The organism is Lentzea sp. (assembly GCF_036380075.1).
In the GTDB taxonomy this organism is placed as follows: domain Bacteria; phylum Actinomycetota; class Actinomycetes; order Mycobacteriales; family Pseudonocardiaceae; genus Lentzea.
Genome location: NZ_DASVFL010000209.1, coordinates 14,700 through 28,156 on the forward strand (window position 1 = coordinate 14,700; position 13,457 = coordinate 28,156).

The following is a 13,457-nucleotide window of genomic DNA, read 5'->3' on the forward strand; positions in this document are numbered from 1 at the left end:
CTGCGGACGAAGATCCGGGCCGAGGACTCAGTCCCCGGCCCGGATCTTCGTCACGGGCCCGGCGGCCGGAGCTGCCGGGAGTTCGACCCGCAGCAGCGCGCCACCGCGGGAGGAACGGGCGACGCCGGCCCGGCCGCCGTGGGCGTCGACGACCCGCTGCACGATCGACAGCCCCAGACCGGATCCCGGCAACGCCCGTGCGCTGTCGGCGCGGTAGAAGCGGTCGAACACCCGCGGCACGTCGGCGGCGTCGATGCCCGGCCCGGCGTCGTCGACCTCCAGCACCGCCGACGCGCCCCGAGCGCGGAGCCGGACCTGGATCGGCTGGTCCGCGGGGGACCACTTGCCGGCGTTGTCGACGAGGTTGAGCACGGCCCGCTGGAGCGCGGCGGGACGCCCGCTCACCCACACCGAGTCCACGTCGAGCGCGACCTCGACGTCGGGTGCGCGGGAGCTCGCCCTGGTCGCGGCGGCCACCACCACGTCGGCGAGGTCGAGCAGTTCGGTGTTCTCGTCGGTGACGTCACCGCGCGCCAGGTCGGTCAGCTCGGCGGCGAGGGTGCTCAGCTCGGCCACCTGGGCACCGAGGTCGGTGAGCAGCCGGGTCCGGCTCGCCGAGGGCAGTGCGCTGTCCAGGGTGCCGCGCCGGTCGAGCTTGATCAGCAGCTCGATGTTGAGGCGCAGGCTGGTGAGCGGGGTCTTGAGCTCGTGGGCGGCGTCCTCGGCGAGCAGCCGCTGGGCCAGCCGGGAGTCCCGCAGCGCGGCGAGCATGTCGTTGATCGCCTGGATGAGCTGCCGGATCTCCCCGCCGCCCTCGTCCGGGATGCCGGCGTCGAGGTCGCGGGTCTGCGCGACCCGGACCGCGGCGGCGGTCAGCCGGTCGATCGGCGCCAGCCCGGTCCGTGCCACGGCCCGCCCGACGAAGGCGCCGCAGACGACGCAGAGCAGCCCGATCAGCAGCATGCCGAACCCGAACTCGTTGATCGGCGTGTCGTCGGCGGCGCGGGCCACCTGGACCGCACCGCCGCCCGCCCGCAGCGTGTAGACGAGGTAGCCGTCGTCGTCGCTGTCGCGCGACTCCATCAGGTCGGCCGACGCGCCCTGGGCCACGCGCCCAGCTTGCTCGCTGACCGGGGGCAGCGCGGGCTGGCCGTCCGGCGTCCGGACCGAGCCGTCGGGCAGGACGACCCGCACCAGCCGGCCGGATCCGGGATACGGCGGCAGCTCGACCCGCGCCAGACCGGCGCGCTCCGCGTTCGCCGCCAGGAAGCGGGAGTCGGCGCGCAGCTGCTCCTCCACGGTGGTGCGCAGCTCCCCGTCCAGCAGCTCGCTGGCCACCTGGAAGGCCAGGAACACGCTGGCCGCGATGGCCGTCGCCGCGATCACCGTCAGCCGGGTCCGCAGGGACTGCCGACGCCACCACCGGGGCAACCGCCTGCTCACGGAGGGGTCTCCCGCACCGTGTACCCGAGGCCGCGCCGTGTGTGGATCAACCGCGGCTCGCCCCCGGCCTCCATCTTGCGGCGCAGGTAGCTCACGTACACCTGGAGGTTGTTGGAGGTGACGCTCATGTCGAAGCCCCAGATCGCCTCGAACAGCTCACCCCGGGTCAGCACCCTGGTCGCGTTGCGCACGAGGACCTCCAGCAGGAAGAACTCGGTCCGCGTCAGGTGGAGCGGCCGCTCGCCCCGCCACGCCTCGAACCTGTCGGGATCGACCCGCAGGTCGGCGAACGCCAGGACCGGCGACTCGTCGTCACCCGGCACCCGGCGGCGCAGCAGGGCCCGGACCCTGGCCAGCAGCTCCTCGGTGGCGAACGGCTTGGGCAGGTAGTCGTCGGCGCCCGCGTCCAGCCCCGCGACCCGGTCGGACACCTGGTCGCGGGCGGTCAGCATCAGCACCGGCAGGTCCCGGCCCGCCGCCCGCAACCGTCGGCAGGTCTCCACCCCGCCGAGGCGGGGCATCATCACGTCGAGGATCAGCAGATCCGGCGCGTCGTCACCGATCCCGTCGAGCACGGCGAGCCCGTTGGCGACGGTGCTGGTGTCGTACCCCTCGACCTGCAACACCCGTTCCAGGGACTCGCGGATGGCCGCCTCGTCGTCCGCGATCATGATCCGCACGCCGGTCCGTCCCCCTCCGGTCGATGGTTTTGCCGCACATCGTCCCGGATGAACCTGAGGGCAACGTTAGAGCGTCACCACCCGGCCTCACCCGCGCGCCCGTCCGGCACACCGCTACGGGCGGGTGGCGTCGGTTCCGGCTCTCCCAGGCCGGGACGACACCTGGTGATCAGGCGGCCCCGTGCCGCTACAGTGGGTGTGCAGCTGGTTCGGCCTCCGTGAGCACGATGGCGGTGGCCGAGGCAAGAGGGAACCCGGTGAGAGTCCGGGACTGCCCCGCAGCGGTGAGTGGGAACGACCGCCATCAGCCTCTTCGAGAGGCGAGCACTGAGCCCGAGCCGGGTTTGGGAAGCGATGGCCAGTAGGAACCCGGCGTGAGCCGGACCGCCCACGAGTCCGAAGACCTGCCCGCTGTGCATCCACGACCGTGGGTGCAGGCCGAGACCTCGCGGGTGGGTCGTTGGCGGTTCACGGCCGGGCATCGGTCGTGGGTTGTCACGCGCTCGTTCCGCAGGTCCACGTGGACTCGCGAAGGAGAGCCCCGTGACCCAGACCGTTCCGACCAGCCGCGCGACCGTGTACGGCTATCCGCGCCAGGGTGCGCAACGACAGCTGAAGAAGGCGATCGAGTCGTACTGGGCCGGTCGTGGCGACGCCGATGCCCTGCTCGGCACGGCTCGCGAGCTGCGGCAGCAGAGTCTCGCGGAGCTGCGCGCGGCCGGTGTCGACGAGGTGCCGAGCAACTACTTCTCGTTCTACGACCACGTGCTGGACACGGCCTGGATGCTCGGTGCGGTTCCCGAGCGCCACCTCGCCGCTGTGCCGGACACGACGACTCCCGCGGGTCAGCTCGACCGCTACTTCGCGATGGCGCGCGGCACGGCCGACGCCGCGCCGCTGGAGATGACGAAGTGGTTCGACACGAACTACCACTACCTCGTGCCCGAACTCGGGCCGGACACCCGCTTCACCCTGGACGCGACCAAGCCCCTCACCGAGTTCGCCGAGGCGAAGGCCGAGGGCGTCACCACCCGTCCGGTGCTCGTCGGCCCGGTCACGTTCCTGTTGCTGGCCAAGGACACGACGGGCACGGATGGGTTCCAGCCCCTCGACCTGCTGGATCGGATCGTGCCGCTGTACGTGGACCTGCTGCGTCAGCTGCGCGAGGCCGGTGCGGAGTGGGTCCAGCTCGACGAGCCCGTCCTCGTGACCGACCAGCCGGCGGACGTGCTGGCCAGGGTCGCCGAGACCTACGCGGTGCTGGCCGCGGAGCAGGTGCGGCCGAAGATCTTCGTCGCGTCGTACTTCGACCGGCTCGGCGACGCGTTGCCGGTGCTGGCCGCCGCGCCGGTCGAAGGTCTGGCGGTCGACTTCACCGGCAACGCCGCCGCGAACCTCGACGCGCTCGCGGCCGTGGGCGGGATCCCGGACAAGCGGCTGGTCGCCGGTGTCGTCAACGGCCGCAACATCTGGGCCGCCGACCTCGCGGCCGCGCTGAGCACCCTCGGCACCCTGCTGGGGCTCGCCGGGACCGTGGACGTCGCCGCGTCCTGCTCGCTGTTGCACGTGCCGCTCGACGTGACGCTGGAGGCCGGCCTCGACTCCGAGATCGCCGGCTGGCTGGCGTTCGCCCGGCAGAAGCTCGACGAGATCGTCACGTTGCGCCGCGGGCTGACCGCGGGACGGTCCGCGATCGCCACCGTGGTGCACGTCAACAAGACCCGGCTCGCCTCGCGTGCCTCCTCCCCGGTCGTGAAGGTGCCCGCAGTGCGGGAACGGGTCGCCGCCGTCACCGAGTCGGACCTGCACCGGGCGAGCACGTACGGCGTGCGGAGCAAGACCCAGCGGGAGCGGTTGAACCTGCCCGAGCTGCCCACGACCACGATCGGGTCGTTCCCGCAGACGCAGGAACTGCGCAAGGCCCGCGCGGCACTGCGGGCGGGCGACCTCGGCCAGGACGCCTACCTGGAGGCGATGCGCGCGGAGATCCGTTCCGTCATCGCCGAACAGGAGAAGATCGGTTTGGACGTGCTGGTGCACGGCGAGCCCGAACGCAACGACATGGTGCAGTACTTCGGTGAGCAGCTCACGGGATTCCTTGCCACGCAACACGGTTGGGTGCAGTCCTACGGCACGCGCTACGTGCGGCCGCCGCTGATCGTCGGCGACGTGGCCCGCCTGGCGCCGATGACCGTGGAGTGGTCCACGTACGCGCAGAGCCGGACCGAGCGTCCGGTCAAGGGAATGCTGACCGGTCCGGTGACGATGCTGGCGTGGTCGTTCGTCCGCGACGACCAGCCGGAGGGTGACACCGCACGGCAGGTCGCGCTCGCGTTGCGCGACGAGGTGGCGGACCTCGAGGCGGCGGGCATCTCCGTGATCCAGGTCGACGAGCCGGCGCTGCGGGAGACCCTGCCGCTGCGCACCGCCGACCGAGCCGTGTACCTGGACTGGGCGGTCACGTCGTTCCAGCTCTCGACGGCGGGCGTCCGCGACGACACGCAGATCCACACGCACATGTGCTACGCCGAGTTCGGGGACGTCTTGCAGGCCATTGTGGACATGGACGCCGACGTGATCAGCCTGGAAGCGGCGCGGTCGAACATGGCCATCGTCGACGGCCTCGCCCAAGCCGGGTATCCGAACGAGGCAGGCCCTGGCGTGTGGGACATCCACTCGCCACGCGTCCCGTCCGTCGAGGAGATCGCCGGCCACCTGCGCGTGGCGACCGCGGCCTTCCCGGCGGAGCGCTTGTGGGTCAACCCGGACTGCGGCCTCAAGACCCGCGGTTACCCGGAGGTGCGGGCCACCTTGAGCAACCTGGTCGCGGCCACCCGGCAGCTGAGGGCCCGCGCGTGACGAGTGGGCAGATTTCCCCGCGGCGTGCGCTCACCGCGCACGCCGCGGGCTCCGCGCGCCTCAGCACGGTCCGGGAGCGCCCGGCCGCCGACGGGCCGGTGCTGTCGCTGGAGTCGCTGAGACCGGGGTTCGTGTCCGTCACCTACGGCGCGGGCGGGTCGACCCGCGACAACACGATCGCGGTGGCGGCACGGATCGCCGACGACACCACGATGCTGCCGGTGGTCCACCTGACCGCGGTCGGCCACTCGGTGCGCGATCTGCGGGCGTTCGTCGGGGCGCTGGCCGACGCGGGAATCGTCAACGTGCTGGCGTTGCGGGGAGATCCGCCCGGTGATGTCGCCGGCGAGTGGGTCCGCCACCCGGAAGGTGTCGAGTACGCGAGCGAGCTGGTGACACTGCTGCGTGAGCACGGCGACTTCTGCGTCGGGGTGGCGGCGTTCCCGCATCGGCATCCTCGCTCGGCGAGCGTCGAGGAGGACTCGGCGCACTTCGTGGCGAAGTGCCGGGCGGGAGCGGACTACGCGATCACGCAGATGTTCTTCGACGCGGACGACTACCTGAGGCTTCGAGATCGGGTGGCGGCCGCGGGCTGTGCCACACCGATCATCCCGTCGCTGATGCCGGTCACGACCATGAGGACCATCGCGCGGTCGGAGCAGTTGTCCGGAGCACCGTTCCCGCCGCACCTGGCGGAGCGGTTCGCCGCCATCGCGGACGATCCCGCGGCCGTGCGGTCGCTCGGCGTCGAACAGGCGATCCTGCTCGGGCGACGGCTGTTGTCCGAAGGAGTACCAGGCCTGCACTTCGTCACGTTCAACTTCGCCCGAGCCACCTCCGAGGTGGTCGCAGAACTTCCGATCCTTTCCTGATGTCCCCGAAACCACGCCGCATTCGTGGACGGTCCGGAGACGCTCTGGTCGGGTCACCACGCGATGCGCCAGAACCGTGACGTGGTGACGGGGGTGGCCTCTTGCGGCCACCCCCGTCACCTGCAAGCCCCCCGTGCAGCGAACGGGAACGGTTCCCGTCCGCTCAGCGCACGGCGACCAGCACGTGGTCGTCGCCGTACTGCCAGACGACCCCGACGTCGCTGAACCCGGCCCGCAGCAGTGCTTCCTCGTGCCAGCGCACGCTGAGGTCGTTGCCGTAGCCGCCCGCCTTGGTGGTCAGCTCCTCCTCGGTGAACAACTCGCGCAGCCCGGCATCGGAGCGGGCCTCGTCCCACCAGGCGCGCCAGTCCTCGTTCGCGAGCACACCCGCTCGTTCAGCGTGGCGGTCGCGCACGAACTCGGCCAGCTCCCGCAGCACCGGCTGCTCGAAGTGCAGGTGGTCGCCGTTGACCAGCACCCCACCGGGACGGATCACCTCGGCCAGGTCCGCGTAGACGCCGCGCAGACGGTCGGGTTCGAGCCAGTGCAACGCGGTGGTCGACACCGCGGCGTCCCACTGGCGGGCGGTGCCCACGTGCGCGGTCCAGCCGGGCTCGGCGAGGTCGGCCAGGACGTAGTCGACGGGCGCCTCCGCCGGCCGGGTGTGGCGGGCGAGGCCGAGGAGGAACGGGTGCACGTCGACGCCGACGATCGTCGCGTGGGGAACCCTCGCGTGCAGCCTCGTCGACAACGAGCCCGGGCCGCAGCCGAGGTCCACGACCAACGCCGCGTCGACCTGCGCGCACACGTGTTCGACGACGTCGCCGATCACCTGGAAGCGTTCCTCGCGTCCGGCGATGTAGTGCTCCTGCTGGCGGTCCCACCGCTCGACCCACGCCGTCGCGACCGCTTTGTGGTCAGCCATGCCCGATCTCCTCTGGTTCGTGTGCCGACATGCCGAGTTCGGCGGCCTCGACGAGCGCCGCGGTGACGGGGGAACCGGGAGAGACGAGCAGCTCGCCCGGCGGACCGCTGTCGGCGACGCACCCGGACTCGAGCACGACGAGGTGGTCCGCCTCGGCGCACACCGCCCGGAGGTCGTGGCTGATCAGCACCACGGCGGTGCGGTGATCCCGGCGAAGCCGGGTGAGCAGGTCAAGCACACTGCGGGCCGAATCCGCGTCGAGCGCGGTGGTGACCTCGTCGCACACCAGCACGTCGGGACGCGCGAGCAGCGCTCGAACCAGGGCAGCGCGCTGCAGCTCACCGCCCGACATGCGCGCCGGCGGCCGGCTCGCCGTCTGCTCGTCCACGCCCAGCTCGGCCAGGAGGTCGACGGCCTCGGCGCGGGCGTCCGCAGTGCTCAGGCCGCGCAACCGGACAGCGGTGCGGGCCACCTCGCCGAGCACCGGACGACCTTCCTCGAACGAACCCCGGACTTCCTGCCACACGTACTGCACACGGCGTTTGTCCTCGATGGAACGGCGGCGGAGCACCGGTAGCGGGCGACCGTCAAGCCGCACGTCACCGAGCACCCGGTCGTGCAGACCGGCGAGACATCGCGCCAGAGTGGTCTTGCCGCTCCCGGAGGCTCCGACGAGCCCCAGGCACCGTCCGGGAGCGAGGGCGAACGACACGTCGTGCAGCACGGAAACCGACCGTCCGGCGGTGCGGTGCGTCGCGCCCAGCCCGACGACCTCCAGGACGGGACCAGCCCCGGGTTCGCGGGCCGGCGAGGGAACGGCGATCGGCTCCGGGCGCGTGACCGTGACGGCCTTGACGCGTCCGGCTCGCAGGGCGACGACGTTGTCGGCCAAGGCGGAGACGACCGGCAGGTCGTGGGTCAGCAGCAGGATCGCGAGCCCTGTGCGGGCGAGCTCCGCCAGTTGTTCCACGACGTGCAGCTTCGTGACGGTGTCCAGACCGGTGGTGGGCTCGTCGAGCACGAGCACCCGCGGCCGGCAGACGAGCGCCTCGGCCAGTGCGATCCGCTGGCGTTGCCCTCCGGAGAACTGGTGCGGGAACCGGCGCCGCAACGCCCGGTCGTCTTCGAGCCCGGCGGTGCGCAGCGCGTCGCCGACCGCGTCCTGGTCACCGGTGTGCAGGCGGGCGAGCTCGCCGAGGACGGAGCCGATCCGCCGGGCCGGGTTGAGCGCGGCCCCAGGGTGCTGGGGCAGGTAGGCGACCGAGCGTCCCCGGATCCGGTGGGCATGTGGCTGCACGCCCTGCACGCCGATGACGAGCTGGCCGTCGAACGTGACGCGGCCGCTCAGCTCGACACCGTGCCGGTGCTCGCCGAGCAGTGCCAGTGCGGCGGTGGTCTTGCCGCTGCCGGACGGCCCCACCAGCGCCGTCACCTCGCCCGCGGTCAGCCGGAACGACACGTCGTCGAGCAGCAGACGGGTTCCCGCTCGGGCGGTGAGGTCGGCGACCTCGACCAGCGGCGTCATGAGGGCACCTCCTTCGACGTCATGGCCCTGTCCCCGAGCAGGTTCATGCCGACCGTGAAGCACACGACCACCAACGCGGGCGCGAGCACCGACCACGGTTGCAACAGCAGGGCGTTGCGGTTGCGGGCGACCGAGACCGCCCAGTCGGCCGAGGTGGGGTCGGCTCCGAGCCCGAGGAAGTTCACCGCCGCGATCAGGTAGACCGCGGCGGTGACCCTGGTGCCGATGTCGGCGGCGACCGGTCGTGCCACCGCGCGGGCGACGTAGCCGGAATGCACCCTCCACCACGACTGTCCTTGCAGGGCCAGGGCTTCGGCGACACCGCTGCTGGACGCGTCGAGCGCGGCACCGCGCACGAGCCGCGCCACGGCGGGAGCGTTGACCACTCCGACCACCACCGCGACCGCCCACGCCTCTGCCTGCCACCACACGGCGACCACACTGATCAACAGCAGCGACGGTACCGCGAGCAGCACGTCCAGCGGCCGCAGCAGCACCTCGTCGACCCACCGCCTGCGGCTGGACGCGGCGAGCAGACCCGCGAGACCACCGAGCAGGTACGCCCCCGTGATCGAGACCAGTGCCACCAGCAACGTGGACGGACCACCGCGCAACAGCTGCCCGAACACGTCACGGCCCAGACCATCCGTGCCCAACAGGTACGGCCCGGTCAGCACGTACGGCGCTCCCGGAGGTGACTCCACCCCGGCGGCGACGAACGGGCCCACGACCGTCGCGAGCAGGGGAAGGCCGGCCAGCACCGCCGCCACCACCGCGCGCCCCCTCACCGCAGCACCTCCGCACGCGGCACCAACCGATGGGCGGTGAGATCCACCGCGAGGTTGACGAGCAGGGCGAGAGCCCCCAGCAGGAGCACGAACGACTGCACCACGGGCACGTCGCGTGCCTGCACAGCCTCCACGATCTCCGTGGCGACCCCCGGCAGCGCGAACACCGCTTCCACGACGAGAACGCCGCCCAGAAGCCCGTCACCGACCCTGGCCAGCTCCTGCACCGCGGGGACCAGCGCGTTGGGCAGGATGTGCCGCAGCACGACCGCGCGGTCCGGCACGCCGAGCCTCCTCGCCTGCGCGACGTACTCCGAGCGCGCCGCGTCGACGACGCCTGCCCGGACCTGGCGGCTGAGCACCCCGGTGGTCTTGGCGAGGAGCACGGCCACCGGGAGCACGAGAAGTTCGGGACGGGCCAGCAGACTCGCGGCGTCCGCCCCGATCGCCGTTGCCGGCAGCCATCGCAACCGCACCGCGAACAGCGCCACGAGCAGCAGCGCGAGAACGAAGTCCGGGATGGACTGCAACGTCAGCGTCACCGCGGTCAGGCCTCGATCCAGCCTGCTGCCCTCCCGCAGCCCGGCGGCGACACCGAGGACGACCGCGAGCGGGACCACGACGGCCAACGTGACCACGCTCAGCAGCAGGGTCACCGGGAACGCCCGCGCGAGGGCCTCGGTGACCGGGGCGCCGTTGACCAGCGAGGTGCCGAGGTCGCCGGTGAGCACGTCCCCGAACCAGTCCAGAAACCGTTGCGGAGCGGGAAGGTCCAGCTCCAGCTGGGTACGCAGCGCCGCGACCTGGTCGAGGGTGGTCTGCTCCCCGAACCGGACGTACGCGGCGTCCCCGGGAAGTGCCTCGGTCAGCAGGAACACCAGCACGGCCAGCAACACCAGCTGGACCAGCGCGACCAGGCCGCGCTGAAGGACGTAACCGCGTGCCACCTAGGCCAGCCAGACCTTGTCGTACCGTGCCCAGTCCTCCGTGTTGGGCTGGGCGGCCTTGGCGCCACGCAGCCTCGCTGACGTTCCGACCAGCCAGTCGCTGTAGCCCCACACCAGCATGCCGCCGCGGTCGTGCAACGTCTGCTGCATCCGGTGGTAGAGAGCGCCACGAGCGGCGTCGTCCACTGTGGACTGCGCCTTGACGAAGGTCTCGTCGAACGCCGGGTCGCGCCAGCCGGTGACGTTCTGCTTCGCGTCGGACACCATGCGCAGCGCCAGGTTCTGCGGGATCGGAGCGGCTCCGGCGCGGTAGCTCCAGATGCCCGATCCGGTGAGGATGTCGGTGAAGTAGGTCTCCTTGGCCCGGTTGTCCACGGTCACCTTGACGCCGGCCTCGCGGAGCTGCTCGGCGAAGAGCGCGGCGGCGTTGACCATCCCGGCGGCGAGGTCGGCGGTGTGCAGAGTGACCTCGAGGTTCTCCGCGCCCGCCTTGAGCAGCAGATTCTTGGCCTCGGCGACATCGCGGCCGCGCTGGGGGATGTCGCCGGCGAAGTACTCGAACCCCTTGCCGAACAGGTCGTTGCCGACCTGCCCCTGGCCCGACAGCGCCACGTCCACCAGCCGCTGCCGGTCCGCCAGCAACATGAACGCCTTGCGCACGTCCGGGTTGTCGAACGGCGCCTGGTCGGTGCGCAGGGCGAACCCCTGCATGACGCTGGCCTGTGCGGCCAGCACCGCGATGGCGGGGTTCGCCTCGTTGGTGCGCGCGAACGTGGCACTCAGGTCGTGGGCGTACTCGGCTTCACCGCCGAGCAGGGCGTTGCCCCGTGCGCTCTCGTCGCTGGCGGACAGCAGGTGCAGCTCGTCGATGTGGGCGGCGCCGCCCCAGAAGTCCTCGAACCGCTTGCCCACCATCGACTCGCCCCGGTCGAACGACACCAGGGAGAACGGCCCGGTGCCGACCGCCTTGGCGGGATCGCGGAAGTCGGCGGGCACGATCGCGTTGCCCGTACCCGACAACAACGCGGGCAGCTCCGCCGCCGGAACCTTCGTCGCGAGCTCGACCACGGTGGTCCCGACCGCCCGGCTGTTGGCCAGGTCGAGCGCCGAGAGCAGGTTCTTGGCCGTCCGGGTCGGGTCGGCGGGGTCGAGGATGCGGGCGAGGCTCGCCAGCACGTCATCCGGGGTCAGCGCCCTGCCGTCGTGGAATCGGGCCTGCCGCAGGGTGAAGCGCCAGATCGTCGCGTCAGCGTTGGACTCCCACTTCTCCGCCAGCCGCGGCACGGGTCGCATGTCGGAGCCGAGCTCGGTGAGCTTGTCGTAGAGCGCCTTGTGCCGGGCCTGGTCCAGAAACAGGGGAGGCGTGTGCGGATCGAGCGTCTCCTTCGCGCCTCCACCGGGGAACAACGCCCGCACGCGCCCGCCGCGCACAGGCGTGGACGATCCCGCGCCGGTGCCGGCTGCCGGACCGCAGCCGACGAGCAAGGACGTACCGGCCACGCCGGACAGCGCGAAGAAGCCCCTGCGGGACAGGTTGACACTCAACGACGACCTCCGGACGAACACCCGCTTGCCGGCAACGCCCGGCCCTCCCTGAGATCGTCGGCCAACACCGGTGACCAGTTCCCCGGTTGTGACGAGCACTACTGCAAATCCGTTGCAGTAGCGCATGGCCTAGATCATTTCCTACGATCGGCTCTCTGTCGACAACCGTGGGGAGCGTCGTGGTGGGGCGTGGGAAAGGTGCCACCGCGCGTGCGTTCGGAGAGCTCTCGCCCGCGGCCAAGCTGCTCGTCCTCAACCAGTTCGGCATCTGCCTCGGCTTCTACATGGTGCTGCCGTTCCTGGCCACCTACCTGCGCGACGACCTCGGTTTCGCCGCGGCCCTGGTCGGACTGGTCCTCGGCATCCGCACGCTGAGCCAGCAGGGCCTCTACGTCGTCAGCGGTACGATCGCCGACCGCCTGGGCGCCCGGCCCATGATCATCGCGGGCTGCGGGCTCCGCGTCGTCGCGTTCGGCCTGTTCGCCACGACGACCAGCCTGCCGGGCATCCTCACCGCCACCGTGCTCACCGGCGTCGCAGGAGCGATCTTCACCCCCGCCGTCGTCCTCTACCTGACCCACGAGTCACCCGGCCGGCGTGCCGAGGCGTTCTCGGTCTACAACGTCGTCGCCAACGCCGGCACCCTGCTCGGACCAGTCCTCGGCGCCGTGCTCCTGAGCGTGGACTTCCGGCTGATCAGCGCCATCGCCTGCGCGGTGTTCGCCTGCCTCACCGTCGCGCAGCTGCTCGTGCTCCCGAAGCACGTGGTCGAGGCGCCCACCGGCAGTGTGCTGCACAGTTGGCGCGAGGTTCTGGGCAACCGCCGCTTCCTGCTCTTCACACTCGCCGGCTCCAGCTACTTCGCCCTGTTCAACCAGCTCTACCTCGCCTTGCCGCTGGAAGCACAGCGCGTGACCGGCCGCCCGGAGGCCGTGGGCGCGATCTTCATCGTCTCGACCGTCGTGGGCATCGCGTTCGGCGTGCGCATCGTCGCCTGGTGCCGCGCGAGGTGGCCCGCGGGCAAGTCCATGGCGATCGGCCTGGCGCTCATCGGTGCGGGCTTCGTCCCCCTCGCGATCTCGGCACCGCTGATCGAGACCGCGGGTGAGGGCCTTTCGCCGGCCGGCTCGCTCCTGCCCGCCGGGCCGGCGCTGCTGGGAACCGTGGTGTTCAGCGTCGGGATCGCGGTCGCCAACCCGTTCATGCTGGAACTCATCCCGATTGTCGGCAACGAGAAGCTCGTGGCCACCTACTACGGCTACTTCTACCTCGTCTCCGCGCTCGTCGCGGCCGGCATCAGCGCAGGAGTCGGCGGCTTGCTCGGCCTGGAGGGCGCCGCCGCCCGCTGGACGCCGTTCGCGGTCCTGGCGGCCATCGGCGTCATCGGAGGCGCGGTGATCATCACCCTGCAACGCCGCCGCCACCTCGAACCGGTTGCCACCGGAGTACCCAGCTGATGAACGACTGCGGGTGCACCGCAGTCGACGCCGCAGGGCTCGCCACGCATGGTGATGTGCTTTTGTGACGCAGCGAGCGGGGGCTCGACCTCGGAGCGTCCCTGTGCGTGCAGCTCCCCGCCCGTAGTCACGGAAGAGCGTCATGTCCGAGTGGCACACCCGAGGTGGGTCTCGTGCTCGGTCGGCGCCACCGACCCTGCTGGAAGTGCGGCGATGCGGTCTTGGAACGTGGCGCAGGTGGTGCCGTGGTCGGGGTCTCCTTCGGTGATCAGTGCACGTGATCGTGGAATTCGCTGTCCCACTCGGGCAGTGGGTCGTCGAACAGCCGCCAAGCGGACGGGCCTGCCGAGTGCTCGTCGTCGGTCAGCAACGCGGGGTCGAGGCGGCGGCGCGGTTCGTCGGGGTCGATGCCGATG

The 13,457-nt window shown here is 71.5% G+C and carries 10 protein-coding genes and 1 riboswitch; of the genes, 3 read left to right on the top strand and 7 right to left on the bottom strand.

The features are described 5' to 3' along the window. Positions 1–27: 27 nt before the first annotated feature. Positions 28–1,443, bottom strand: a complete 1,416-nt coding sequence (locus tag VF330_RS23140) for a HAMP domain-containing sensor histidine kinase (RefSeq protein ID WP_330853752.1) — start codon at positions 1,441–1,443, stop codon at positions 28–30. Then, the gene (locus tag VF330_RS23145; RefSeq protein WP_330853753.1) at positions 1,440–2,123 is read right to left on the bottom strand and encodes a response regulator transcription factor; all 684 of its coding nucleotides are present in this window, start codon (positions 2,121–2,123) and stop codon (positions 1,440–1,442) included. Before VF330_RS23145 ends, VF330_RS23140 begins: the two co-directional genes overlap by 4 nt. 188 nt (positions 2,124–2,311) lie before the next feature. Beyond that, positions 2,312–2,549, top strand: a riboswitch (cobalamin riboswitch). Positions 2,550–2,666: 117 nt separating this feature from the next. On the opposite strand from VF330_RS23145, the gene metE reads away from it, so the two are divergent. Further along, positions 2,667–4,982, top strand: a complete 2,316-nt coding sequence (gene metE, locus VF330_RS23150) for a 5-methyltetrahydropteroyltriglutamate--homocysteine S-methyltransferase (protein ID WP_330853754.1) — start codon at positions 2,667–2,669, stop codon at positions 4,980–4,982. Then, positions 4,979–5,854, top strand: a complete 876-nt coding sequence (locus VF330_RS23155) for a methylenetetrahydrofolate reductase (RefSeq protein ID WP_330853755.1) — start codon at positions 4,979–4,981, stop codon at positions 5,852–5,854. Before metE ends, VF330_RS23155 begins: the two co-directional genes overlap by 4 nt. Positions 5,855–6,017: 163 nt before the next feature. Here VF330_RS23155 and VF330_RS23160 read toward each other — a convergent pair whose 3' ends face one another. Genes VF330_RS23160 through VF330_RS23180 form a run of 5 tightly spaced genes read right to left on the bottom strand, consistent with a single transcriptional unit; the run spans position 6,018 to position 11,584 of the window. Beyond that, positions 6,018–6,779, bottom strand: a complete 762-nt coding sequence (locus VF330_RS23160; RefSeq protein ID WP_330853756.1) for a class I SAM-dependent methyltransferase — start codon at positions 6,777–6,779, stop codon at positions 6,018–6,020. Beyond that, a complete protein-coding gene (locus VF330_RS23165) occupies positions 6,772–8,304 on the bottom strand; it encodes an ABC transporter ATP-binding protein (RefSeq protein ID WP_330853757.1) in 1,533 nt (510 codons plus the stop codon). The genes VF330_RS23160 and VF330_RS23165 overlap by 8 nt, the downstream gene beginning before the upstream one ends. Beyond that, a complete protein-coding gene (locus tag VF330_RS23170) occupies positions 8,301–9,092 on the bottom strand; it encodes an ABC transporter permease subunit (RefSeq protein ID WP_330853758.1) in 792 nt (263 codons plus the stop codon). Before VF330_RS23170 ends, VF330_RS23165 begins: the two co-directional genes overlap by 4 nt. Beyond that, a complete protein-coding gene (locus tag VF330_RS23175; RefSeq protein ID WP_330853759.1) occupies positions 9,089–10,039 on the bottom strand; it encodes an ABC transporter permease in 951 nt (316 codons plus the stop codon). Before VF330_RS23175 ends, VF330_RS23170 begins: the two co-directional genes overlap by 4 nt. After that, positions 10,040–11,584: an ABC transporter substrate-binding protein gene (locus tag VF330_RS23180; protein ID WP_330853760.1), complete on the bottom strand. Its 1,545-nt coding sequence runs from the start codon at positions 11,582–11,584 to the stop codon at positions 10,040–10,042. 182 nt (positions 11,585–11,766) lie between these two features. On the opposite strand from VF330_RS23180, the gene VF330_RS23185 reads away from it, so the two are divergent. Then, the gene (locus tag VF330_RS23185) at positions 11,767–13,041 is read left to right on the top strand and encodes an MFS transporter (RefSeq protein WP_330853761.1); all 1,275 of its coding nucleotides are present in this window, start codon (positions 11,767–11,769) and stop codon (positions 13,039–13,041) included. The last annotated feature ends 416 nt before the right edge of the window (positions 13,042–13,457 follow it).

Excerpts from the sequence above, each read along its gene's own strand:
- VF330_RS23160 (WP_330853756.1), bottom strand. The coding sequence starts at position 6,779 with ATGGCTGACCACAAAGCGGTCGCGACGGCGTGGGTCGAGCGGTGGGAC.
- VF330_RS23165 (WP_330853757.1), bottom strand. The coding sequence starts at position 8,304 with ATGACGCCGCTGGTCGAGGTCGCCGACCTCACCGCCCGAGCGGGAACC.